At 62.4% G+C, this 23,830-nt stretch carries 20 protein-coding genes; 12 read left to right on the plus strand and 8 right to left on the minus strand.

Annotated features, from left to right (window positions below):
* Positions 1 to 4: 4 nt before the first annotated feature.
* The 3 genes from ACFC3J_RS02890 to ACFC3J_RS02900 form a co-directional block, all read right to left on the minus strand.
* Positions 5 to 1,018, minus strand: a complete 1,014-nt coding sequence (locus tag ACFC3J_RS02890) for a hypothetical protein (protein WP_375194710.1) — start codon at positions 1,016 to 1,018, stop codon at positions 5 to 7.
* Between the two features lie 284 nt (positions 1,019 to 1,302).
* Positions 1,303 to 2,127, minus strand: coding sequence for an IS5 family transposase (locus tag ACFC3J_RS02895; RefSeq protein WP_375194711.1), 825 nt, complete (start codon positions 2,125 to 2,127; stop codon positions 1,303 to 1,305).
* A 391-nt stretch (positions 2,128 to 2,518) separates the two neighbouring features.
* Positions 2,519 to 7,945 carry a hypothetical protein gene (locus tag ACFC3J_RS02900; protein ID WP_375194712.1) on the minus strand — a complete coding sequence of 1,809 codons (5,427 nt, stop codon included), beginning with the start codon at positions 7,943 to 7,945 and terminating at the stop codon, positions 2,519 to 2,521.
* Positions 7,946 to 8,481: 536 nt separating this feature from the next.
* On the opposite strand from ACFC3J_RS02900, the gene ACFC3J_RS02905 reads away from it, so the two are divergent.
* From ACFC3J_RS02905 to ACFC3J_RS02920, 4 genes are all read left to right on the plus strand, one after another.
* Positions 8,482 to 9,402 carry a HEPN domain-containing protein gene (locus tag ACFC3J_RS02905; protein ID WP_375194713.1) on the plus strand — a complete coding sequence of 307 codons (921 nt, stop codon included), beginning with the start codon at positions 8,482 to 8,484 and terminating at the stop codon, positions 9,400 to 9,402.
* A 190-nt stretch (positions 9,403 to 9,592) separates the two neighbouring features.
* Entirely contained in the window at positions 9,593 to 10,111 is a 519-nt protein-coding gene (locus ACFC3J_RS02910; RefSeq protein WP_375194714.1) for a hypothetical protein, read from the plus strand.
* Positions 10,108 to 10,620, plus strand: a complete 513-nt coding sequence (locus ACFC3J_RS02915) for an RNA polymerase sigma factor (protein ID WP_375194715.1) — start codon at positions 10,108 to 10,110, stop codon at positions 10,618 to 10,620. Before ACFC3J_RS02910 ends, ACFC3J_RS02915 begins: the two co-directional genes overlap by 4 nt.
* Positions 10,621 to 10,861: 241 nt before the next feature.
* The gene (locus ACFC3J_RS02920; protein ID WP_375194716.1) at positions 10,862 to 11,776 is read left to right on the plus strand and encodes an ArdC family protein; all 915 of its coding nucleotides are present in this window, start codon (positions 10,862 to 10,864) and stop codon (positions 11,774 to 11,776) included.
* A 100-nt stretch (positions 11,777 to 11,876) separates the two neighbouring features.
* On the opposite strand, the gene ACFC3J_RS02925 is transcribed toward ACFC3J_RS02920, so the two are convergent.
* Genes ACFC3J_RS02925 through ACFC3J_RS02935 form a run of 3 tightly spaced genes read right to left on the minus strand, consistent with a single transcriptional unit; the run spans position 11,877 to position 13,871 of the window.
* Positions 11,877 to 12,218 carry a helix-turn-helix domain-containing protein gene (locus ACFC3J_RS02925; protein ID WP_044661285.1) on the minus strand — a complete coding sequence of 114 codons (342 nt, stop codon included), beginning with the start codon at positions 12,216 to 12,218 and terminating at the stop codon, positions 11,877 to 11,879.
* Positions 12,211 to 12,570, minus strand: coding sequence for a type II toxin-antitoxin system RelE/ParE family toxin (locus ACFC3J_RS02930; RefSeq protein ID WP_375194717.1), 360 nt, complete (start codon positions 12,568 to 12,570; stop codon positions 12,211 to 12,213). The genes ACFC3J_RS02925 and ACFC3J_RS02930 overlap by 8 nt, the downstream gene beginning before the upstream one ends.
* A 41-nt stretch (positions 12,571 to 12,611) precedes the next feature.
* Positions 12,612 to 13,871, minus strand: a complete 1,260-nt coding sequence (locus ACFC3J_RS02935) for a tyrosine-type recombinase/integrase (RefSeq protein ID WP_375194718.1) — start codon at positions 13,869 to 13,871, stop codon at positions 12,612 to 12,614.
* Between the two features lie 370 nt (positions 13,872 to 14,241).
* Between ACFC3J_RS02935 and ACFC3J_RS02940 the strand changes: the two genes are divergently transcribed.
* Both ACFC3J_RS02940 and ACFC3J_RS02945 read left to right on the plus strand, forming a co-directional pair.
* The gene (locus tag ACFC3J_RS02940) at positions 14,242 to 14,781 is read left to right on the plus strand and encodes a glycoside hydrolase family 108 protein (protein WP_375194719.1); all 540 of its coding nucleotides are present in this window, start codon (positions 14,242 to 14,244) and stop codon (positions 14,779 to 14,781) included.
* A 10-nt stretch (positions 14,782 to 14,791) separates the two neighbouring features.
* Complete coding sequence (locus ACFC3J_RS02945) at positions 14,792 to 15,064, plus strand: 3TM-type holin (RefSeq protein ID WP_375194720.1); 273 nt, start codon at positions 14,792 to 14,794, stop codon at positions 15,062 to 15,064.
* Here the strand turns inward: ACFC3J_RS02945 and ACFC3J_RS02950 are convergent.
* On the minus strand, positions 15,061 to 15,942 hold the full coding sequence (locus ACFC3J_RS02950) for a LysR family transcriptional regulator (RefSeq protein WP_375194721.1): 882 nt from the start codon (positions 15,940 to 15,942) through the stop codon (positions 15,061 to 15,063). The genes ACFC3J_RS02945 and ACFC3J_RS02950 overlap by 4 nt on opposite strands.
* Positions 15,943 to 16,041: 99 nt before the next feature.
* Here ACFC3J_RS02950 and ACFC3J_RS02955 point away from each other — a divergent pair, with 99 nt between their 5' ends.
* Positions 16,042 to 17,553, plus strand: a complete 1,512-nt coding sequence (locus ACFC3J_RS02955) for an acetyl-CoA hydrolase/transferase family protein (RefSeq protein ID WP_375194722.1) — start codon at positions 16,042 to 16,044, stop codon at positions 17,551 to 17,553.
* Between the two features lie 450 nt (positions 17,554 to 18,003).
* Here ACFC3J_RS02955 and ACFC3J_RS02960 read toward each other — a convergent pair whose 3' ends face one another.
* A complete protein-coding gene (locus ACFC3J_RS02960) occupies positions 18,004 to 18,540 on the minus strand; it encodes a hypothetical protein (RefSeq protein WP_375194723.1) in 537 nt (178 codons plus the stop codon).
* A 318-nt stretch (positions 18,541 to 18,858) separates the two neighbouring features.
* Between ACFC3J_RS02960 and rpsM the strand changes: the two genes are divergently transcribed.
* The 5 genes from rpsM to ACFC3J_RS02985 all read left to right on the plus strand — a co-directional run bounded on the left by rpsM (position 18,859) and on the right by ACFC3J_RS02985 (position 23,770).
* A complete protein-coding gene (gene rpsM, locus ACFC3J_RS02965) occupies positions 18,859 to 19,227 on the plus strand; it encodes a 30S ribosomal protein S13 (RefSeq protein ID WP_340265710.1) in 369 nt (122 codons plus the stop codon).
* Positions 19,228 to 19,329: 102 nt separating this feature from the next.
* Positions 19,330 to 19,719: a 30S ribosomal protein S11 gene (rpsK, locus tag ACFC3J_RS02970; RefSeq protein WP_004208752.1), complete on the plus strand. Its 390-nt coding sequence runs from the start codon at positions 19,330 to 19,332 to the stop codon at positions 19,717 to 19,719.
* Between the two features lie 121 nt (positions 19,720 to 19,840).
* Positions 19,841 to 20,905, plus strand: a complete 1,065-nt coding sequence (locus tag ACFC3J_RS02975) for a DNA-directed RNA polymerase subunit alpha (protein WP_375194724.1) — start codon at positions 19,841 to 19,843, stop codon at positions 20,903 to 20,905.
* A gap of 143 nt (positions 20,906 to 21,048) precedes the next feature.
* On the plus strand, positions 21,049 to 21,474 hold the full coding sequence (gene rplQ / locus ACFC3J_RS02980) for a 50S ribosomal protein L17 (RefSeq protein ID WP_375194725.1): 426 nt from the start codon (positions 21,049 to 21,051) through the stop codon (positions 21,472 to 21,474).
* A gap of 112 nt (positions 21,475 to 21,586) precedes the next feature.
* A complete protein-coding gene (locus ACFC3J_RS02985) occupies positions 21,587 to 23,770 on the plus strand; it encodes a prolyl oligopeptidase family protein (protein ID WP_375194726.1) in 2,184 nt (727 codons plus the stop codon).
* Positions 23,771 to 23,830: the final 60 nt, after the last annotated feature.

A 23,830-nucleotide genomic window follows, 5' to 3' on the forward strand; every position in this document is an offset into this window, starting at 1 on the left:
TGGGCTACTGGCAGCCGCCCGCGAAGAAGGTGGAGATGTTCGCCGAGGCCGTCGCGAACTCGCCGGAGGACAGCTCCGTCGACAGCTCGGTGAGGGCGTTCAGCGTCTCGGGGTCCGGCACCTGGCCCGGCTCGAGGCTGACGCCGCCGAGGGTGTCGGCGATCGAGGTGAAGGCGTCGGCGACCGTGGTGAAGTCGTCGGCATAATCGATCGCGCCATAGATGTGCCACCCGATCAGCGGCACGGCGATTATGCCCGCGAGGATCGCGACCAGCGCCACGCCGCGCGAGATGCCGCCCGACGGCTCGGGATCGGCGGGTTGCTCGGGTGGCGGCGGGGGATCGTCCCCTTCGCGCACATCGTTGTCGATATCCACCTCGCCGCCATCGAAGGTGACCAGCCCGCCAAATTCGCGCAGCGCCGCCCGCAACCGATCCTCATAATCGGGCACACCGCCTGCATTATAGGAGACCGCCCCTATGATTAGCCGCTCGCGGCCGACGTCGCCGCAGGCGAAGCTGCGGCCGCCACTGACCGCGGTGTTGATGCGGTGTATGAGATAAAGAATACCCCAGACATAGCTATGAGTCGGAGCGAAGGCGCTATTGCCATGGCCCTTTTTGATATCGGCGAGGAGCGCGAGGCTGGCAGCCGGGTTGAAGCCGGACGCGGTGCTCGCGGCGTCGGCTATCTCATCAGCCCAATAATTATCATGGCCGGGACCGCAGATGAAGCGCGATCCCTGCCCGGCTTGGCCGGTCAACTCGCGCCACCAACTGTCGGCGGGGTTGCCGCATTGCAGGGGGTCGCGCTTGGGCTGGCTGGGGCCAATAGTGCCATGGCGGCTTTCGACAATCGAGACCGCCCGGCAGATATCGAGCAATCTGCCACGGGCGGCGGCGTCGAGCAGCTTGTCGTTTTTTGGCCCCATGCGGCAGCCCAAAAAGGCGATCGTGAAATCGAGCGCAGCTTCCACCGTCGCGCGCTGCACACCCCACAGTTCAGCTTCACTCGGCAAGGCCGTTGCTCCCCTGTCGTCTTCACCCGAATCGAACCTGAACTATTTCAGCAGTAGAGCAAGAAATTTTATGCGGAGATTCCTACCGCTATTCTATAGCCCGGATGGAGAGCCACATTGCCTCGTCCAATCTAGCAGCGGTGAGCGATTAAATCGCTCTCCGAGGTGCGTTTTTTAATCGAAGCGGAGACTCCTTCTTCTCGCTGCGAAGTTTTGAACCGAATTAGATTTAGTTCTGACCGTCAATCCGCTCTTCGATCGGCTGAGAGTCCGTTTGAGAATGCTCATGGGTGGACAATTCTGCGGAGCATGAGACTGCCGAGAGCGACATGGATCATGGCCTCCGAGACGTCGATCCGCTGCTCGTAGTCGCGGACGAGCCGTTTCCACCGGGTCATCCAACCGAAGGTGCGCTCGACGACCCAGCGCCTAGGCAGCACCTTGAAGCCCGCCTCGTTGTCGGAGCGGCGGATGATCTCGAGAACGAAGTCCTGATAGGCAGCGGCGTCCATCAGACGGGTGCGATCGTAGGCGCCGTCGGCGAACAAATGCTTCAGCCAGGGCCATCGCTTGCGAATGGCCGCGACGATCGTTTGAGCGCCAGCGCTGTCGGAGATGTCGGCAGTGGTCAGATTGACCATGAGCAATCGGCCATCGGTATCGACAGCAATGTGCCGTTTACGACCGAGGACCTTCTTGCCTGCATCAAAGCCTCGTTTTTCTGCCGCTGGGGCCTTGATCGACTGACTATCCACGACGGCCGCCGTCGGGCTTTGTTCACGGCCTTCGCGTTCACGGTCCAGCATGAGGGTAACGTCGTGGAGCGTGCGGAACAGTAGCCGGCGCACGAAGCGGCGGAACCACCAATATACCGTCTGCCAGGGCGGGAAGTCGTTCGGCAACATCCGCCATCCACCGCCTGTCCGTGCCAGATAGCGAAGTGCATCGAGGACATCACGCAGGTCAGTCGCTGGTTTGCGTCCACGCCTGGCCACAGGCGGCAGGAACGGCTGAATGAAGAGCCATTCTTCGTCCGTCAGATCGGTCGGGTTGCGCTTCGATCGCTTTTCAAATCCAGCCATCCGGCTGCGGCTCGCTCGGGTCCACATCCCAAGCTTGAATCACGCCCGAGCCGCCTCAGCAACCGGTCTCTGAGCGCCAACGAAGGGTGCCGACTCGATGCTCGTGTCGCAAAACGTGAGCCGCATCCGACCAGATTCGCCTTTCCTGCTTTCTCACGGGCGTCGATGACTTCATCAGTTCTTAGATGAGAGTAGAACCCTGGATGGGATGCGACCTGGCTCGGACAAACCAAGGCCAACCCGGTCAAACAAACTCTGGATGTCCGCACCAGCCAACATACGTCGTTCGTCGATCGGGCTTAGAACGGCAGCTTCCGCCACAACCTTCCATTCGCTCAGCGGAAAGCCGTCCAGCAGTTAAGCGCCCTACTATCGATCGTTCGCCGAGTGATCGCGGCCGCCGAAAGCCGACATTCACTCAGGCCATCCGGATTTCCCGAAAGGCTTCTGCGAACTGGAGTGCTGCGCTGCGCCGATCGCCCATATCGACTAGGAGGTCGAGTATCCGAAGAAACTTCTGCGCCAGCCGGAGGGGCATGGGGGAATCCCGATCTGCAAAATGCTGCACCAGGCTTGCGATCCGCGCCGGCAGCCACGTCCCGCGCCAGCCCTTGAGCTTGGCATCATTCTCTTGGAGCGTGTCGAGAACCTGGTCTGCGAACGCCTCTGCCGGGTAGCTCGCTCTCGCTCTCTCGCACAGGGTGAGGTAATGGCCCATAACCGTGGCGGCCCAGCCACCGGCGCGTACATAGCGATCGATCAGCGGTAGGATCCGCTCGATCTCGCTCCAGTCCCCATTCACATATCGCGAAGCGCCTGTAGCGCGCTCGATGGAAACGAACATCAGATGGCGGGCCAGCCGGGGCTGGTCGAAGCCCGAGAATTCGCCGCTACGGTAGGAGCCCGCCTTGAGCTCGGGTGCGGCGAGGAAGCGCGTCAGCACGGTGTCGAGGACTTGCACAGCCCCAACGGGAACCGTCGGGGCGTCGAGCAGATACCGGCAGATATAGACATTGGCGAAGGGCGCAAGCAGCGACCAGCACGCCTCGCCATGCAATGCGGCGATTGGTGCCAGAAAGAGATCCGCGGCCTCCGGTTCCGAAATGAGCCCTGCGATACGGCCAAGCATGCTGCCCAGCGCGTGGGTCCATTCGAACAAGGAGCTATCCGTGCGGTCGCGGCGGCCCAGCTTCTCTCCCGGAGGTTCGTTCTTCAAGCTCGTCCAGAGCAGAAGGCCGCTGGCGAATCGCAACAGGCTGTCACGCATAGTGCCCGCGACAATCCTCTCGACGGGCAGCAAGGGGAGGATATTGTCGGCCAGCTGATAGTGCCAGAGAGACGCCGGCTCCGCCCAGACCTCGGTGAACCGCTCGCCGGCGATCAGGTTCTCATCGTCCTCGCCACCGTCATCGCCGTGATCGAGAATGGGGATATAGCGAAGGTCGTTCGCTTCGCTTTTCGGCATCCGGATAAAGGCTGGCGGCGGCAAGGCGAGGTCCGGCCAGGGTTGGTCGGAATGGTAAAAGGCCAGGACGGACGAGATGGCCGCGTCGGTCTCCCGCGTGGAATGAATGGGGTCGCTCGAGCCACGTGAACCCCTGGAGCGTGGCGATATATGGCAGAGCGAGAAGGCCAGGCACAAAGCCGCCCAGCTCAGCCTCGCATCGTGGTCCCATAAACGTCCTGCTTCGTCGATGGCGGCCAGGCTGACGATCTCGAGCGGATGGGCGACGAGACGGAGCAGGTTTTCGGCGGCGTTCCCGTTTGCTGTTCCCGCCGCCAGATCCGCTGCAAGCCCGCGTGCGGCAAAAGTGGCGTGATGCCAGGGAATGATCGAGCCGGAGGACCAGAACTGGTCGTGTTGCTCGGGAGCCTCAGCCGCCCTGGACACCGTCTCGCGCGCCCAGGCAAGACTTTCGGATGTCGCGCCGTCGCGGAAGCGAAGAATCATCGCAGCCGCGCCGGCTACGGCGCCGCGGCGCGTTCCGAGGCCTTCCTCTTCCGCCAAGAACAGCGTGGGCGCGTCTAGTTGCTGCGCGAGAGCGCGTGCGGAGGAGAGCGTGAAGGCGTCGCCAGGCACCCCTGTCTCGAATGCCTTGGCCGCCCAGGCCCATAGATTGCCTTCCTCCAGCCGGAGCTTTGCCTCTTCGGCTTTTGCCTTTCGATCGGGATCGGAAGCGGAAGGGCTGACATGGACGATGGCCACCTCATCCGGCACCTCGGTCCGATAGGCCTTGTAATTGCCAGGTTCGACCAGCTCGGCATATTCCGTGGCCTGCTGTGTCAGGTCCGTGATCGCAGCGGACAGGCCGCGATGCTCCTCGAGCTGGAAGGGCAGGGCGTTGGGAAAGTCTCGTACCGCGACCTGGACCGTCTTCGCGATTGCCTCGCCACCCATCATGAAGTGGCGCTGGAGCAGCGTGCTCAGCTGCTTTCGCCGAACCTCCCGCGCATTCGCGGTGGCGATGATCTCTATATCGGCCTTGTTGGCATTGCCGTCTAGGCCGATGAAACTTGCACTCCCTTCGGTGAGATCCTTGATGAACCGATTATGGTCCGCCGCCAGAAGCCGCTGGGAGGTGACGAGCGGGACCGTCACATCGGAGATGGAATCACCGTGCATGGCGATCATCGCGGCGACCCCGAGGATCGCGATACACGCATTACCTTCGACGATCTGCCGAATGAGGTCGTCCGCGTCTCTTCCGCGCTCCAGCTCCGCGAAGCACCACTCCTCTAGCGCCATGAAGCCGCAGCCCAACGCCTTGGGTGCCCACATGTTGCGAAACCAGAGATATTCCCGGTCGCCGCCCCAGAAAATCTGCTTTCCCCAGGGGAATGCGATCTCCAGCGGAACCGGCGTGCCCCTGTTGTCGCGAATATGCCGATGCAGCTGGACCCACGCTGTCATGGCGTGATTGCAAAGGTCCCCGAGCAGGGCAAGAGCATCGGCCGGCGAGGATCGGAAAAGCGAATGAAATGGTTCGCGCAAGGGCGAGACCGGCCAGAAATTTTGCATGTCACGCTCGATCGAAAGCGTCTCGAAGTCATGATAGCTGAATGCATCAAAGCCTATTCGCGAGAAGATGCCTTCGATCGCCAGTTTGTCGATCCGGTCCCGTTCCGCCTCAGGCTTCGCCAATGCACGCCTGCGGCGCTCCGAAGCAATTCGTGCTTCTTCGTCATGCCGAGCGACCTTGTCGTCGGGCAATTCCTCTCGCAGATGCTTGAGTGTCAGCTCGACGAGCAGTCCCGGATGGGATTGCGCGAGCGTCTGTGAGAAGCCGATGATCTCCTTGAACTGCTTGTCGAGTATCTCCTCACCATCGATGACGTGCCGGAGATAGGTCGTGGTGAAACTGGGCTCCACGCTTGCCGCACGCAGGATCAACTGCGTGATCTGCCCCCGGAAATCGCCAAGGCCGTCGATGCTCTTCCAATCGGCGGTGTCGGTGCTCTGCCCCTTGGATTGGTTGAATTGAGCTATGTCCGCGAGCCAGGCCTCACATTGGGAGAGGATGGCCTGCGACAGGGGATTGGCGATCGCGCCCATGGCGTTCTGCCATACCTCGAAAACCGCGACGGCGTCCGGAAATAGCCGAGGCGGGATATCGGCAATTCTGCGCAGCAGGAAGACGATGAGCCGTCGCCATGCCGAAAAATCCGAAGGCCAGCCCAGAAGATCGGCATAGCGAAGCCGTTGGTCCGCCGCCAAGTCGCTGGCAAGAACTGCCGCGTTGGGGCTCGTCTTCTCCGCCTGAAACCATACGAGTGCCTTTTTCAGGAACCGGAAATCCTCCGCGAAGGCGACGGTGGCGAACTGATCCACATCGTCCTCGAAATCCGAAGCGGCGACCGGGCCGAGGAGCCAAGCGCGGGTCCATTGCGAGCGCATGTCTGACTGCGCGACGCGACGGAGCTGGTCTGCCCATATCTCCTTGCGGGCGAATTCGGACTGGGACAGCAACTCGACGACGCGGGCGATGGCGGGAGGCTCGCCGCATGCGTTGATTTCCTCCAGCCACTCTTCGCCGCGATCGGCCAGGGTGTGGAAGAACGCCCATTCGAAGAAAATATCGTGCGAGAAGCGTACGGTGTGGCCGACACGGACCTGCTGCAGGATCCCGTCTTCGACGAATTGCGGAATCATGCTGACGCTCGATGGGCTCAATTGCTTCAGGGCAATCGGCTGGCTCAGCTTCCGAGCGCGTGCACCGGCGAGCTCCACTATGGCGCGCTGCCGTTCCAGCGCGTCTCTGCCCGCGGCATTATAGCCGCCGCGCACCCACCAATTGTCGATGAGATCGACCTCGGATTTGGGCGCGAACGTCTCCGCCTCGGCATCGCCGGCATAACCCTGGCTCAGGATCTTCGCGAAGAATGGCCGGCGAACGATTTCGCTTACTTGCGGCGGGCCGAACAACAAAGGGCGCAGATGCGGCTTGGCCACGGCGAGCTTCTCGGCTTCGTCCCGGTCCAGTTGCTTGACGTCCACGGTGCCGACGCCTGCCGCGTCGATCGTGCCGCCGAGCCAGTTCCGCGTCGGTTCTATCCCCGTGTCGCGCAGGGTCAGGACGACATGCCAGTTGTCGAGTAGCGGCGAGTTGAGGATCGACCGGAGGATCTCCAGCAGGATCGGCTGGTGCTCTCTCTCGATCCTGTCGACGGCATCGACGAACAAAATGGGCGAACCGGTTGCGCCGATCTCGACCAGCAGATCTTCCAGATGCGCGCTCGAGAGGCCGTGCGACGTGGCGAAGCTGCGCCAGCTCTTGCCTTCGAGCTGATCCCCCTTGAGGAAGAGCGCGGGGCCGATGGACAGCGCCTGCTCTACCCGATTGCGGAGTACGACGGACTTTCCGCTGCCCGGAAGGCCGCGGACCTGGACGATCCGAAAATTGGCGAGCTTCGCATCGAGCTCTGCGGCGAGAGCGTCGCGCGATATCCGTGCGCCGCCGACATCATCCTGGATGCTCTCGACATGGGTTTTAGCGATGTCCCCGAGGACATCCAGGTCCTGGCGCAACGAATGCGCACCACTCAGTCTGGCCAGCGGCGCAATCGACCGTACGACGCGGCTGCGATCGAAGACGCCGGACTTGCCTGCCGAGGCCCTGGCCAGCTCCACCAGTCTCGACCAGAGCAGCGGCGCTTTTTCTGACTCGCTGCTAGCCAGCGCACCGCGAAGCATAGTGATCGCGGCGGCGGGATCCGCCGCGCCTTCCTGAAGAAATTCAAACTCGATCAGCACGAAGTGCGCGAGGAACCGATGCACCTCCTCGGCTGTGCAATCGCTGCCCTTTGCGTCCTTGAGCAGCGAGATCACTGCATCTCGGACCACCCGGACGTCCGGCGCGGCATTGCCTCCCGGTGCGAAGCGCGCCTCGAAATGCGTGGTGGCGGGGCTTTCGCGCGCCAGCTCGCACAGCGTGGTCAGCGACCGTGCCTTTGCTGTTGCTACCGTACCCACGGCAACGCCATAACGATCGACCTGGTCTCGGAAATCGGACTTGCCCAGGCTCGCCCAGGAGTCACGGACGATATCGCGAAAGTCCGCGTTCGAGGCCGCGTTGCTGATCGTCAGCGCGCGCTTCACCTGAAGGCTGAGTCTCGACAGCTCACCTGCCGGGTCACGAAAATCGACGATCACATCGTCGAGTGGTTCACCAAAGTCACGTTGCTGAACCGCAACTTTGTGCACGATGCGGTCCGAAATTCCGGGTGCGCCGGTCTCCGCCAGCAACGCCGCCAGATAATACGCCGCGGCATTCCCTTCGTACGTAAACCCTTCGCCACCAGCCAATTCTGCCGATTGAGACAAGACTTCCCTTTCCGGAGCGTCCATACACGGACGATTATGTTTATCGCACCTTACGCAAACTGGTACCTGAGCGACCTTGGTTGGTTTTGTATTTCCAGCTTTCTCTTGCGGTCGTCGATCTGGATCTCGCTATCATCCACCATATCGAACGAAAAGCGAACTCAAGGCAATGTCGGAAGTTGCCGATCCAATCAGGTTGGCATGTGGAAAGGCAGCCTCAGCGATAACTGCCTGGGGCCTCTACCTTCGGAGGGCGGCGCTCTACGCGAAGGGATAGCGGCTGCTTTCGCCACTATTGCTCCTAAAACCTGCCAGTCCGTTGCAGGCCCAGCCTCTGTCGCTCTCCGTTAGCTGGTCGGCGCAGTGCTGGACGTCGGCTTCTGGCGGGACCTGCCATTCGACACATCACCTCGGAACGGCAGAAAAGTCCCAGCCCCAGTCGTTCCTACTCCGCCTTCCCGATGAATGAACAACGGGTTTCGAACGGCTTGATCATCAAGCCATAGCCTTGCGGCGATTGCGCTTGCCAAACAACAGCGAATGCCGAAAGAATCCCGGCAATGCGTACCGATATCGACCATCTTCCTGCGGCAAAGCAGCGCGAGCTTGAGCGCGTCGTAGAGGTTATTTTCGAGGAGTTTCGCGACGCTGTCGGGAATGCCACCGGCCCCCGCAAGGGCGCGCGCATTCTAAAGATCGTGCTGTTTGGCAGCCACGCGCGGGGCGACTGGGTCGATGCGCCGCTGTCGGCGAACCAGTACAAGTCCGACTACGACATTCTGATCATCGTCAGCCAGAAGGAACTGACCGACCGGGCGGCTTACTGGGCGAAGGCCGAGGAGCGGCTGATCCGCGCCTACACCATCGAGAAGACGCTGCGCACACCGGTCAATTTCATTGTCCATTCGCTGCACGAGGTGAATGACGGCCTCGCTCATGGCCGCGTCTTCTTCATGGAAGTCGCCAAAGACGGGATCGCGCTCTACGAATCCGACGAGCGGGAGTTGCATGAACCGAAGCCCAAGACGCCGGAACAGGCGCTGACAGCGGCGACCGAATATTTTGAAGACGGCATGGCAAGCGCCATGTCGCGTCACAAATTAGCGAAGTATGCTTCTGAGGAAGGGTTGCTGAGGGATGCGGCGTTTGATCTGCACCAGACGACAGAACGCCTCTACTCTTGCTTGCTGCTGACGCTGACATTCTACGCGCCCTACAACCACAACATCGCCTTCCTGCGGTCGCTTGCCGAAGGGCTGGACCGCCGCCTTTATGGCATCTGGCCAGAAACCACGCGCCGCGAGCGCGCCATGTTCCAGAAGCTCAAGGAGGCCTACACCAAAGCCCGCTATTCCCGGCACTACCGGATCGGCGAGGAAGAACTGGCATGGCTGGGTGAGCGCGTCGAGGAACTGGGCCGCGTCGTTCATCAGGTCTGCTCGGAACGAATCGCCGAGCTAGAAGCCGCTGCCGGGAAATAGTGATCCCGCCACACGGCTTGTCCGGACTTCCCATGTCTGGCATATTCGGCAGCACGGGATGGAAGAACTGGCGGCCATCTCGGGGATAACCCTGCCAGGCATCATGTAGGTCCGGCCACCAAGGTCGGGCAGTTGCTGGAAGCCGCGATGGCGGCGCACAGCGGACACCGCTTGCACCATCCGCGCCCGAATGCGCGGACCGCTGGTGTGCGAGCTGAAAATGGCACCCCCTACCGACGTTTACGCGCGCGAAGTGGTGATGGCGCGCGTCAATCATCTGGTCCGGCGCAAACAAAACGAGATCGAACGCATCGCGCGTATCATTCGCGCCTGCTTCGAGCCCGAGAAGGTCCAGGCACCCCAACCGGGGAAGATCAGGCGGATCATCCTGATCGGTCCCTATGCGCGCCGGTCATGGTATGAGGACCGGCACACGATCCAGTTCTCCGATTATGAATTCTGGATCGTCGTCAACCATCCCGCCTTCAAGCATGAGCGCTGCTGGCAGCGGGTGCGCGATGTCATCGACAGCGAGCTAGGCAACCGGTGCGCGGTCGATATCAACATATTCTCAAAGGCCGACATCCGTATCGCCAGGATCGAGCGCGACACCTTCATCCTGGATCGCATCGAAGCCGGCATAACGCTCTACCGCGCCTCGCGCGATGCGCCGCTGAACGAGCGCGAACGTCGGGAGGCACGGCGATGAGCCCCTCCCGTTCTACGGCAGCCTTCGAGGCACTCTACCGGGCAGAATATGCACGGGTCCTCCGCTTCTTTCGAAAGCGCGTCGGCGGCGACGATGCTCCCGACCTCGCGCAGGAGGTTTTCGTGAAGCTGTTCGCTGCGGGCGTTGTAGAACATATCGACAATCCGCCAGCCTATCTCACCCGATGCGCGCGCAACCTTCTTATCAGCCGTGCGCGTCGCAGGGCGGCGGCACACATCGTCACCTGTCCGATCGACGAGGGTCGGGATGCACCGGCACTTCCCGAGCAGACCTGGAGAATCGAGGAAGGAGACGTCCGGAGGGTCTATCGGCGGACACTGCTGGCCATGCCCCGCAAGACCCGCCGCATCTTCCTGATGCACCGGCTGAAATGCATGACCTATGCGGAGATCTCCGAGCAGGTCGGCATCGGCTACGGTGGCGTCGAATATCATATGACGCGCGCCCTGGCACGGTGCCGCAGGACGGCTTCTGTGCATCGATTGTAGAATGGCTTCCTAGGCTGGCGATTGAGCGCCGCCAGCGGCGCGACCTTCCCCGGCTCTTGAGGGAGAAAGAGGCGCTGCCTCTCTCTCCCTGCAAGGTGCCGCTTTGAGGCCGTGGCTCGCTTCGCTGCGCCCGCACCACCCCCGGCACCGGACCTTGCCCCCACTCTCTCCGCCCCTCGCCGGGTCGGCAGGGGTCACGCGCGGCATGACCCGCTGCGCGGATTGGAAGGGAGTAACAGCAATGACCCAGAGCACCGGCAAGCAAGACCCTCACAGCCGTATTACCGACCGCATCCTGGCCGAACTTGAGCAAGGCACCCGCCCCTGGCTGAAGCCCTGGAGCGGCGGCGACATGGCCACGTCCGGGCAGGCTCGCCCCTTGCGGGCCACCAGCCAGCCCTATCGTGGGATCAACGTGCTTCTCTTGTGGATCGAGGCGCAGGCGTCCGGTTTCGTCAGCCCGTCATGGATGACCTACAAACAGGCGCAAGCCTTGGGCGCGCAGGTGCGCAAAGGGGAGCATGGCGCAACCGTGGTCTATTATGGCGCCAGCACCAAGACCGTGCATGATGATGCCAGCGGCGAGGATCGGGAACAGGGCTTCCGTTTCCTGAAGACCTATACCGTGTTCAACGTGGCGCAGATCGACGGCTTGCCCGAACGGTTCCATATCATGCCGGAACCTGCCCCGGAGGTGGAGCGCATCGAAGCTGCCGAGGCATTCTTTGCCAGCATTCCGGCAACCGTGAACCACGGCGGCGACAAGGCCTATTACATCCCCTCAGCCGACCGTATCCAACTGCCGCCCTTCGCAGCTTTCCATGATGCCCACGGATATTACGCCACGAGGGGCCACGAAACCGTGCATTGGACTCGGCACGAGAGCCGCCTTGATCGCCGCTTTGGCCGGGAGAGATGGGGCGATGAAGGGTACGCCCGTGAGGAATTGGTGGCGGAACTAGGCGCTGCCTTCCTGGCCGCCGATCTGGGGCTTTGTATTGAGCCGCGCCCCGATCATGCCAGCTATATCGCAAGCTGGATCAAGGTGCTGCAAAACGACACCCGCGCCATTGTCCAAGCCGCCGCCCATGCCGAACGCGCCGTTGCCTATCTGCACCAACTGGCGGCCACAGAAGCGATCGAGAAAGCGGCGTAGATTTTTTGATGAGGCCGCCCCAAGAAGGGGCGGCCCCTTCGCTTGTCCCACCGACCGACCCTATGCGCGGGCCGCTCCCTTCGATCGCGGCTAATTGGTTTCAGGCAGCAAGCGTTGATATCGAAGCCCGCTTTCCACCCGCACGCGGCGCGACGGAAATCTTCACCCGAACGTCCCGGTTAAGCCGGTCGAGAATCCGTAACAGCCGGTCGATGGTGAATCGCTCCAGTTTGACCTGGCGGATACGCGAAAAATCGGCGGCCGATATGCCGGTGCGCGCTTCGGCATCCCGAACCGTCAGCCGCTCGGCATCGAGCGTTTTGACGATTTCAGCGGCAAGGATCGCACGAAACTGGCGAATGCTGGCATCGGGCTGATCGAAGTCGGCAAAGACATTGCCCGAACCGCGAACCAGTTCGAAATCGTCATCATGGTCAGCCATCGAGCATCTCCTTCAGCCGCTTGATCCGCTCGCGCACGAGATCGATCTCGTGGCGCGGCGTCGCAATTCCCTTGGTCGATTTCTTCTGGAAGGCATGAACCACCCAGATGTCATCGCCCAGTTGAAGCGCATAGACGACCCGAAAGGCGTCGCCGCGCTCTTTGATCGCCAATTCCCACACACCCGCTCCCAGACCGGCAAGCGGCTTGGCAATGTCCGGCGTTCCGCCATCGGCGACCACGGTCAGGGCATCCAATGCCCGATCCATGGCACGCGCAGGGAACGCCTCAAAATCTCTTCGCGCCGCCTTGATCCAAGAGACAGTGCGGCGCGTGTTACGTGATTTCGCCATATGTAGTCAAATCTGCCAACAAGGTCAATCCGCGTGCAGCATCATGCCGCCGCTGCAAATGGCGAGGTGCTGACCAGCACTTCCACGGCTTTCAGCTTATGTTCGGGCGCGAGATGGGCATAGCGCAGCGTCATCGCATAATCGCTATGCCCAAGCAGTTCGCGCACGGTGTTGAGATCAACCCCGCCCATTACCAGCCGCGAGGCGAAATGGTGGCGCATGTCGTGCCAGCGGAAGGCAGTGATGCCTGCATCCTTGAGCAAATGCCGCCACGAGAAATTGACGCGATCAAACCGCTGGCCCGCGTCGTTGACAAAAACCATCCCGTCGGTGCTTTCCGCTTGCGCGCGCCAGCCCTGCAAAACGAACATGGCCTCCCGATTGAGCGGGATATGGCGCGTTCGCCGCGATTTCGCGGTTGCACCCGTCACGGTCAGAATACGCCGGTCGAGATCCACATTCGACCAGGTGAGATCGAAAAGTTCACCGCGACGGCAGCCCGTGTTGATCGAGAGCAGAATCAGCGGCTTCACATGGTCGGTAAAGGCCAACTGCCGCAGGCTCGGCAGCAATTCATACCCGCGTTCGCTCCGCCAACGGTTAGCCGAATCGCGCTCGGCGCAGCGGCGCTCTTCGCGAGCATCGAGCGCCGCTCGCAAGCGGGCCTCTTCGTCGTAGGAGAGATAGCGAACTTTGGGGCAATTGTCGGTGCGCGATTTCTTGACCTTGGCGAGTGGATTGGTCCCAAGCAATTCCCATTCCACCGCGCGGTTGAACGCGGCCTTGATTGAGGAAATATCCCGGTTAATGGTTTCGAGGCTCAACCCGCGTTCCACCTCGCCTCCACGCCAGCGTTCGACATCCAGAGCGGTGATTGCATCGAGGCGCTTGTCCAGCAGGACCTTGAACGCAGTCGCAAGCCGGTTGAGGTTTTGCTTATGCGCTTTTTGATTGGCCTTGGCCCAAAGCCCATAGTCGCCATCGAGAAAGGCGCGGAAGGTCGGCACTTCCCGCTTGGGTTTGCGCGCTTCGATTGGATCAATGCCACGATAGACTTCGGAGAGAATGACGCGGGCGCTCTCGCGGGCCTCGAACAAACCCACCGCATCGGCCCTGCCCAGCCACACCCGCTTGCCCCGCGCATATTCGCAATAGAAAGACTTCACCCCGGCGGGCGTTATGCGCAGGATCAGACCTTTCAGCCGGGCATCCCTATAATCTTTGACTTTAACCGATATGGGAAACTTATCGACCATGGATTGAGTCAAAGCAGTTCGCATTGTTCCGGCCTCGCATGCCAAAAAATCAAATCCCGAATCGCATCATTCTGGTGGTGCGCTGGTGGTGCAACTTGCCGCAACAAAGCGGAACATAACGGGACAATCTGCACCACCAGATATGTCGGCAGACTGGCTTAAAACACAGCATTTTTCAAGGTTTATCGTTTAATTACGGAGCATTATGAGCCATCAAAAAGGCGGGCTGGGGGTGTGGGGGTCGGAGGTTCGAATCCTCTCGTCCCGACCAAATATCCGGAGACGCAAATAGCGTCTTCTCCTTCTCCCCCCGGAAATTAATCGCATCTTTCGTTCGCGACAGGCGATTTCCGCTGTCCTACAGCGAACCATATGGGATAAATGATACGCCTTCCACAACAGGAGGGCGGCGTTCATGGACATTTCTTCACTGATTGACGAGGTCATCGCGCGCGAGGGCGGCTACAGCAACCATCCCGCCGATCGGGGCGGGCCGACCAATTTCGGTATCACTCAGATCGTGGCCCGGTCCAACGGCTATATGGGCGACATGCGCCTCCTGCCCCGAAGCGTCGCGGAGGCGATCTACCGGCGGCTTTACTGGGAAAAGCCGGGCTATGCCTTTGTCGCGGAACTGGCGCCGATGGTGGCCGAGGAACTGTTCGATACGGCGGTGAACATGGGACCGGGGACCGCGAGCGGCTTTCTCCAGCGCGCCCTGAACGCGCTCAATCGGAACCAAAGCGATTATCCCGACCTCAAGGTCGATCAGTCGGTCGGCGCCAGAACGCTCGGCGCGCTGGGCGCCTTCCTCAAACTGCGCGGCAAGGCAGGAGAGAAAGTGCTGCTCAAGGCGCTCGAAGCGCTTCAGGGCGAGCGCTATCTCGCGCTGGCGGAAAGCCGCCCGGCCAACGAGGCCTTTCTTTATGGCTGGCTTGCGAACCGGATCGGTTAAGGAGGGAATAATGGATCCTGCGCGACAGAGGCGATCTGCGCCTGACCGCTGGACGCTGCGGGCGCGGCCGGCCTTTCTGTATGTAATGTATGGCCTGCTGCTCTGGTCCGTGCCGCTGGGGCTGATCGGAGGCGTTCGCCCGGATGTGGCGACAGCGATCATCCGGGCGATGCGGGCCTATTTCGCCGCCCTGCCCGAGCCGCTCTACGCGCTCTTCGGGACCGGCTATCTGGGCTATACCGCCGCGCGCGCCTGGGGCAAGGCCAAGGGGGTGGAACGCTAGCCCGGCTGCCCGGGGAAATGCGCCTTGAGAAAATCCAGCACCACGCGGGCGCGGCGCGAGAGGCGCCTGTAAGACGGATGAACGGCGAAAATGTCGAGCGGGGCGATGCTGCTGTCCGGAAGGACCGGTATCAATCGCCCCGCTTCGACATCCCCCTCCACCCGGATCGAGGGGAGCAACGCGATGCCAAGCCCGCTCAGGACCGCCCGATAGACCGCCTCGCTGCTGTCGCTGCGGAAAATGCCGCTTACCACCCTCTCCCGTCCGTCGATCATCCAGCGGGCAGGCACATCGCCATAGGCATAGGCGACGCATTGATGACCTGACAGTTCCTCAGCGCTTTCCGGCGTGCCGTGGCGGTCGAGATAGTCGGGATGGGCCACCAGCCGGCGCGGCAGGGCGCCAAGGCTGTGGACGACCAGACTGTCGTCGCCCACCGGTCCGACGCGCATCGCAAGGTCGAGCCGGTCCTCCACCACATCGCGCTGCCAGTCGGTCATGGCGCAGTCGACCTGCAGGGCGGGATAGCGCGCCGCCAGCGCCCCCAGCCGATCCACATAGTAAAGCCCAAGCGCGGTCGTGAAGCCGATGCGAACAAGCCCGCGGGGTTCATTTCGCACTGGTCCCAGATCCTGCTCCGCCATATCCAGCGCGTCCAGCATGGCCCGCGCATGGATCAGCAACCGGTCGGCCTCTGGGGTGGGGATCAGCCGGCGCGTGGTGCGATGGAACAGGGTCGAACCGAAATGCGCCTCGACCTGATCCAGACGGCGGGCGATGGTGGTGTGGCTGGCGTGCATTTCCGCGGCGACGCGCGAGAAATTGGGCTTCTCGCACAGCCGCACAAATGTCCGCATGGCGATCAACAGGTCCGACATTTGCACTGATCCCGCACAGATGTTGTGCGGCCAATCCCTATTGTCTGCGATCCCGAAAAGCCAGATGTCCTCTTACATGCAGGGAAAAAGAGGATGCCCATGTCGAACCGTATCGCCCATGCCGGACTGGCCGCCAAAAGCCGGTCGGCGCAGGATGCCGCCGCGCTGATCAGGGACGGCATGGCCGTGGGGATGAGCGGCTTCACCGGCTCGGGCTATCCCAAGGCGGTGCCGCTGGCTCTTGCGGAGCGGATGACCGCCGCCCATGCCGCCGGCGAGCATTTTCGCGTCAGGGTGTGGACGGGCGCCTCCACCGGGCCGGAACTGGACGGCGCGCTGGCGCAGGCCGACGGCATCGAATTTCGCCTGCCCTATAATAGCGACCCCATCGCGCGCGAGCGGATCAACAGCGGGCATATGCAATATTTCGACATGCATCTGAGCCAGGTCGCGCCGATGGCGTGGCAGGGCTTCCTGGGCGATCTCGACATTGCGGTCATCGAAGTCGCCGGCATCACCGCGCAGGGCGACCTGATCCCTTCCGCCTCCGTCGGCAACAACAAAACGTGGATCGACCGGGCGAAGGCTGTGATTCTGGAGGTCAATCGCTGGCAGAATCCGGCGCTCGAGGGGATGCACGACATTTATTATGGCACCGCCCTGCCCCCGCATCGCCAACCCATCCCGCTGGTGCGCGCCGATCAACGCATCGGCCAGCCCACCTTCCGCTGCGATCCCGCCAAGGTGATCGCCGTCGTCGAAACGGACGCGCGGGACCGCAACGCACCCTTTACCCCACCCGACGACAAGGCCCGCGCGATAGCCGGGCATCTGCTCGACTTTCTGCATCATGAGGTGAAGGCAGGGCGCCTGCCCGCCTCGCTGCTGCCCTTGCAATCAGGGGTCGGCAATATCGCCAACGCCGTCCTGACCGGTCTGATCGATGCGCCGTTCGAAAATATGGTCGCCTTTACCGAGGTCATTCAGGACGGGATGCTGGACCTGCTCGACGCGGGCAAGCTGCGCATGGCGAGCGCCACGGCCTTTTCGCTCAGCCCGGAGGCGGCGGCGCGGATGAACGCTGACATGGGGCGGTATCGGGATCGCATGATCCTGCGCCCGCAGGAGATCAGCAACCATCCCGAACTGGTGCGCAGGCTGGGCTGCATCGCGATGAACGGGCTGATCGAGGCGGACATTTACGGCAACGTCAATTCGACCCATCTGATGGGGTCGCGAATCCAGAACGGCATTGGCGGATCGGGCGATTTCGCGCGCAACGCGTTCCTGTCGATCTTCATGACGCCCTCGACCGCCAAGGGCGGAGCGATCTCCGCCATCGTGCCGCATTGCAGCCATGTCGATCACATCAATCAGGATGTGCAGGTGATCGTGACCGAACAGGGGCTGGCCGACCTGCGCGGCCTCGCGCCCCGGCAGCGGGCGGACCTCATCATCGAGAAATGCGCGCACCCCGACTTCCGGCCCGCGCTCAGGGATTATTTCAGGCGGGCGCTGGCGGGGTCTTACGGACTGCAATCGCCGATGCTGCCGGGCGAGGCGCTGGCCTGGCACCAGCGCTATATCGATACGGGCACGATGCGGGGCTAGACGCCGACCGGAAAAATGAGAGGGGCCGCTGGAGGGGATAAGTCTCCAACGGCCCATCATTGACATGGTCAGCGGCCGGAAGTGCCGCCCAAGGGAAACGTTCCTCGCGCTATTCTACAGATACGGAACCTCGCCTGCGGAACCGCAGTCGACAGTCACCGAATTTCTGCAAAACCGACGCTAACGGCGTCGCTCAGCGGCGCGTTCCCCGAATGGACTTGACCGACCCCATTGCTGAACCATGAGACATCGGATCACCTCCTTTCGCTAGTTGAAGCCCTTATAGCCGTTCCCGGATATAGCCCTTCGCCGAACTATGAGATGATTTGTGAATCAGACGGGCCGCATGATCAAGGCTTGTAAAATTCTTTTTTCGAATCATACTTGTGCGTCCGCGTTTCGGAGGGCGATCCACCCCGACGCCACGGCAAATCCTGTAAAATCAGATATTTACCCACGACAGTCTTCCACGACGCGACTGACCTCCGCCCAGACAGGCAGGATCAGCGTCTCCAACCCCTGCACTTCGACCGCAAAACGGCCCCGGCTATAGGCGATCTGATCCAGCGTGGCGTCGTTCGCGGCGCGGCTCGCCTGCGTCGCGGGGACGGTCCCGGCCGCCGCGCCGGCGGGCCAGCTGACCGCGCCATAGCTGGTCCGCACCGTCATCGCCGTCTGCACGATGCCGGATCGCAGGGCACGGACCTGCCGGGCGACCTTGTCGCACCGCAGGATGAACAGGCTGCTCTGCGGCCCCGCTCCAAACAGCGCCACCGACCCGGTCCCGTCGACCTGATAACGCCAGTCGCCGGGGGTTGTCGCCCGATCCTGCCATTCGACCGGCGCGGGCGGCGGTGGCGCGGGCTGGACTGGCGGGGCAGGCCGGGGCGCCGGGGCTGCCGCCGGCGGACGCTCGGGGGCACCGACGCAGCCGGCCAACAGGAGAATGGGCGTCGCCAGCGCGGCGCAGGACAAGGAAAGGCGCATCGCGCCTCCATGCCTCAGGGAAAGGCATCGCATCAACCCGAAAAGGGCAGGCGCAGGACGACATGATGCGCCCCGCCCGATGAGTTCCCGACGCCGGATTTCACCGCTTGTCCGCCGTCCCGACGTTGACAGTCCGGGACCGAATCGCTAAGGGCACCCCTTCCCAATACGCTGGCGAGCGGCAGTGCAAAGGCACTGGCCGTCTTTTTTGCGTCATGGGGCCTATCGAATCGGCTGCGGTCTTTTTACGGACTTCAGCCCGGACGCTTTGAGATGGGGTGGCGCCAACCGCCCCGTGGAGCAGGAGTACAGAATACCATGGCACGTATTGCGGGTGTCAACATCCCGACCAACAAGCGCGTGATCATCGCGCTCACCTACATTCACGGCATCGGCCGCAAAACCGCCGCCGACCTGGCCGACAAGCTGGGCATCGACCACAGCCGCCGCGTTCAGGACCTGTCGGACGCCGAAGTCCTGCAGATCCGCGAAGCCATCGACGCCGACCTCACCGTCGAAGGCGATCTGCGTCGCGAAACCGCGATGAACATCAAGCGCCTGATGGATCTGGCCTGCTATCGCGGCCTGCGTCATCGCAAGGGCCTGCCGGTCCGCGGCCAGCGCACGCACACCAATGCGCGCACCCGCAAGGGCAAGGCCAAGCCGATCGCCGGCAAGAAGAAATAAGAAATAGTCCGGGGGACTATTTCGTTTTCTTCTCCGCCGGAGGCAGCTCTCCCCCAGGGAAGACGCCTCCAGCATCAAAAGTTTCAGTAGGATAGAGCAAGAATGGCACGCGAACCTCAGCGTATCAAACGCCGCGAACGCAAGAACATCTCGGCCGGCGTCGCGCACGTCAACGCCAGCTTCAACAACACCATGGTGACCATCACCGACGCCCAGGGCAACGCGATCTCGTGGTCCTCGGCCGGCATGATGGGCTTCAAGGGCAGCCGCAAGTCGACCCCGTACGCTGCGCAGGTGTGCGCCGAAGACGCTGGCCGCAAGGCTGCCGAACATGGCGTGCGCACTCTCGAAGTCGAAGTGAAGGGTCCCGGTTCGGGCCGTGAATCGGCTCTGCGCGCGTTGCAGGCCGTCGGCTTCCACATCACATCGATCCGCGATGTGACGCCGATCCCGCACAACGGCGTGCGCCCCTCCAAGCGCCGCCGCGTCTGATCACGGCGCGAGGCTTTTTGGCGGGCGGCGGACGCGTCGCCCGCTTACCCATCTGCATCGGCCGAAACGTCCTGTCGGGTCAGGATTTTGAACGTTTCGGCCCCATCCCCAGGGGAAATACATGACTGTCAACATGAAGAACTGGCAGGAATTGAAGAAGCCCAACAGCCTTGAGATCAAGGTCGCGGGCGACGGCAAGCGCAAGGCGACCTTCGTCGCCGAACCACTGGAGCGCGGCTTCGGTCTGACGCTTGGCAATGCGCTGCGTCGGGTTCTTCTGTCCTCGCTTCAGGGCGCGGCGGTCACCTCGATCAAGATCGAGAACGTCCTCCACGAATTCTCCTCGCTCGCCGGCGTGCGCGAAGATGTGACGGACATCGTCCTCAACATCAAGCAGGTCGCGCTCAGGATGGAAGGCGATGGTCCCCGCCGTCTCCAGCTCTCCGCCACCGGCCCTGCCGAAGTGAAGGCCGGCGACATCATGACCGTGGGCGACATCGAAGTGATGAACCCCGATCTGGTGATCTGCCACCTCGACCAGGGCGCGACGCTCAACATGGAACTGACCGCTGACGTCGGCAAGGGTTATGTCCCCGCCGTCGCCAACCGTCCGGCTGACGCCCCGATCGGCCTGATCCCGGTCGATGCGCTCTACTCGCCCGTCCGTCAGGTCGCCTACAAGGTCGACAATACCCGCGTCGGCCAGGAACTGGACTATGACAAGCTGTCGCTGACCGTCGAGACCGACGGCACCGTCACGCCGGAAGACGCGGTGGCCTATGCCGCCCGCATCCTGCAGGACCAGCTCCAGCTGTTCGTCCACTTCGAGGACGCGCTGCCCGTCGCCGCTCCGGCTGCCGGTGCGACCGCCGGTTCCGCCGGTGGCGAAGCGGAAAGCGACGCGAACCAGATCAACCGCTATCTGCTCAAGAAGGTGGACGAACTGGAACTGTCGGTCCGCAGCGCCAACTGCCTCAAGAACGACAACATCATCTATATCGGCGATCTGGTCCAGAAGACCGAAGCCGAGATGCTGCGCACCCCCAATTTCGGCCGCAAGTCGCTGAACGAAATCAAGGAAGTGCTGTCGTCCATGGGCCTGCGTCTGGGCATGGACATCCCCGGCTGGCCGCCGGAAAATATCGAGGAAATGGCCAAGAAGCTCGAACAGGAGCTGCTGGGCTGATCCTGCCCTCACCGTCTCTGAATTCACTCCAGGGACGGTGTGAACTTCGCTTGATTTCCAGGCAGGGGAATGGCGGCGCCCCTTAATCGCCGCCTGGTCTGGGCTACCTGAAACGGGCCCTTAACGAACGGAAGGAAGATATCATGCGTCACAAGGTTGGTCATCGCAAGCTGCAGCGCAGCGCCGGGCATCGCAACTCGCTGCTCCGCAACCTCGCAGCCTCGCTTATCAAGCATGAGCAGATCCTGACGACCACGCCCAAGGCGAAGGAACTGCGCCCCTACGTCGAAAAGCTCATCACCCTCGCCAAGAAGGGTGGCCTGTCGAACCGTCGTCTGGCCCATGCCCGTCTTCAGGACGACGCGCAGCTGACCAAGCTGTTCGAAGTTCTGGCCGAGCGCTACAAGGATCGCAACGGCGGCTATACCCGCGTGATCAAGGCCGGCATCCGCGCTTCGGACGCAGCGCCGATCGCGATCATCGAACTGGTCGATCGCGACGTCGATGCGAAGGGCAAGGATTCGGGTCCGGTCCAGAGCGCCGAGGCCGACGAACTGGAAGCGGCGTAATCGCTGATACCACTTCTGCAAAAGTGGTAATTTGATTTCAGAACAGGCCGTGGCTTGATAAAAGCCACGGCCTGTTTCGTTTTGCTTTCATGGGGATAGAAGGAAGGGGAGGATGCGCGCCTCAAGCTGCCTTGCTTTGGCGTCGCTATGGCTGACTGCCCATCCCGCCAGCGCGGAACCCGACGCGGCGGTTGCGGCCATCTCCACCAGCGTCAGGACAGCCGGCCTTCATTATCCCCCCGCGAAACGGCTCGATCTGATCGAGGATCATTTCGGCGTCAAAGTCGCAGACCCCTATCGCTGGCTGGAAAATGACCTGCGCGGCGACCCCGCCGTCCGGACCTGGGTAGCGGACGAAAATCGCCTCACCCGCCGCTTCATCGACGATCTGCCGGGGCGCGATGCACTCAAGGCGCGCATGCAGGCGCTGTTTGCTCATGGCCGCTACACCATCCCGCGCAAAGCGCGCGGTCGTTATTTCTACGGCTATAACAGAGGCCTTCAGAACCAGACGCCGCTCTATGTGCGCGACGGCCTCAATGGCGCGCAGCGGCTGCTCATCGACCCCAATGACTGGGCGGAAGACGGGTCCGACGCGCTCGCCGAATGGGCGCCCTCCCCCGATGGCCGCTTCCTGCTCTATGCGGTGCAGCAGGCTGGCAGCGACTGGCGCACGCTCAAGATACTGGATGTCGCCACCGCGCGGCCGCTTGACGACAAGATCGACTGGGTCAAATTCTCGCAACTTGCCTGGGACGGTCAGGGACAGGGCTTTTTCTATTCCCGCTTCGCCGCGCCGCAGGACGGCAAGGCGTTCCAATCCTCCGCAATGGGCCAGCAAGTCTGGTATCATCGCCTCGGCACGTCGCAGACGCAGGACCAGCTGATCTACGCCACGCCCGACCAGCCCAGGCTCAGCCATATCGCGCAGGTGACGCAGGACGGTCGCTGGCTGGTCATCAGCAGCTTTCAGGGCACTGATCCGCGCCGCGAGCTGCATGTTGCGGAACTGACGGGCGGCAAGGTCAAGGTTCGCTCGCTGGTCAGGGGCATCACCAACGACTGGCGGCTGATCGGCAGCCGGGGCCCGGCGCTTTATTTCATCACCGACCAACATGCCGCGCATCTGCGCGTCGTCAGCATCGACGCCCGCCACCCCGGTCGCCCCAGCAGGCAGATCGTGGCCGAGCGGCTCGACACGCTGGCGGGCGGTTCACTGGTGGGCAACCGGCTGATCCTCGCTTATCTCAGCGACGCGCAAACGGTGGCCGAACTGGTCGAGCTGGACGGCCGCAAGGTCAGCGACGTGCCGCTGCCCGGCATGGGCACCGCGGCCGGTTTCGGCGGACGCGACGGGGATCCGGAAACCTTCTTCGCATTTTCCGGCTTCACCACTCCATCGAGCATCTACCGCTTCGACACGGCGACGCTGCGCTACGAACTGTTCGCCCGGCCCGAGCTGCCCTTCAATCCCGATGATTTCGGCATTGAGCAGATCAGCTATCCGTCGAAGGACGGCACGATGATCCCGATGACGGTGATCCGCAAGAAGGCGCTGGCGCTGTCCAGAACCCCCGCGCCGACCATCCTCTACGGCTATGGCGGCTTCAACATCGCGCTGACGCCGGGCTATTCGGCGACCCGCATGGCCTGGCTGGAGCAGGGGGGCGTCTATGCCATCGCCAATCTGCGCGGCGGCGGCGAATTCGGCAAGGCGTGGCACGATGCCGGCCGCCTCGCCAACAAGCAGAATGTGTTCGACGACTTCATCGCGGCGGCCGAATATCTCAAGACCAACGGCTACACCAGTAAGGACGGCCTCGCCATCGAGGGGCGCTCCAATGGCGGCCTGCTGGTCGGCGCGGTTGTGAACCAGCGGCCCGACCTGTTCGCCGCCGCCCTCCCCGCCGTCGGCGTGATGGACATGCTGCGCTTCAACCGCTTCACCGCCGGACGCTACTGGATCGACGACTATGGCTCACCGGACAATGAACTGGATTTCCACCTGCTCTACGGCTATTCGCCCTATCACAATATCCTGAGCGGCAAGGACTATCCGGCGATTCTGGTCACGACCGGCGACACGGACGACCGGGTGGTGCCAGCACACAGCTTCAAATATGCGGCGGCCTTGCAGGCCGCTGATCTGGGGTCCAAGCCGCGCCTCATCCGCATCGACGCCAAGGCGGGCCACGGATCGGGCAAGCCGGTCGACAAGCTGATCGACGAATATGCCGACAGCTATGCCTTTGCCGCTCATTATGCAGGCCTTAAGATTCGCGACGAACCGAAATAGCCGTTCAGCCCCGCGACAGCCGATCGGGCATAGCCCTAGCGCCCCATTGGATTGAGGGAT

Source organism: Sphingobium sp. (assembly GCF_041987595.1).
In the GTDB taxonomy this organism is placed as follows: Bacteria; Pseudomonadota; Alphaproteobacteria; order Sphingomonadales; family Sphingomonadaceae; genus Sphingobium.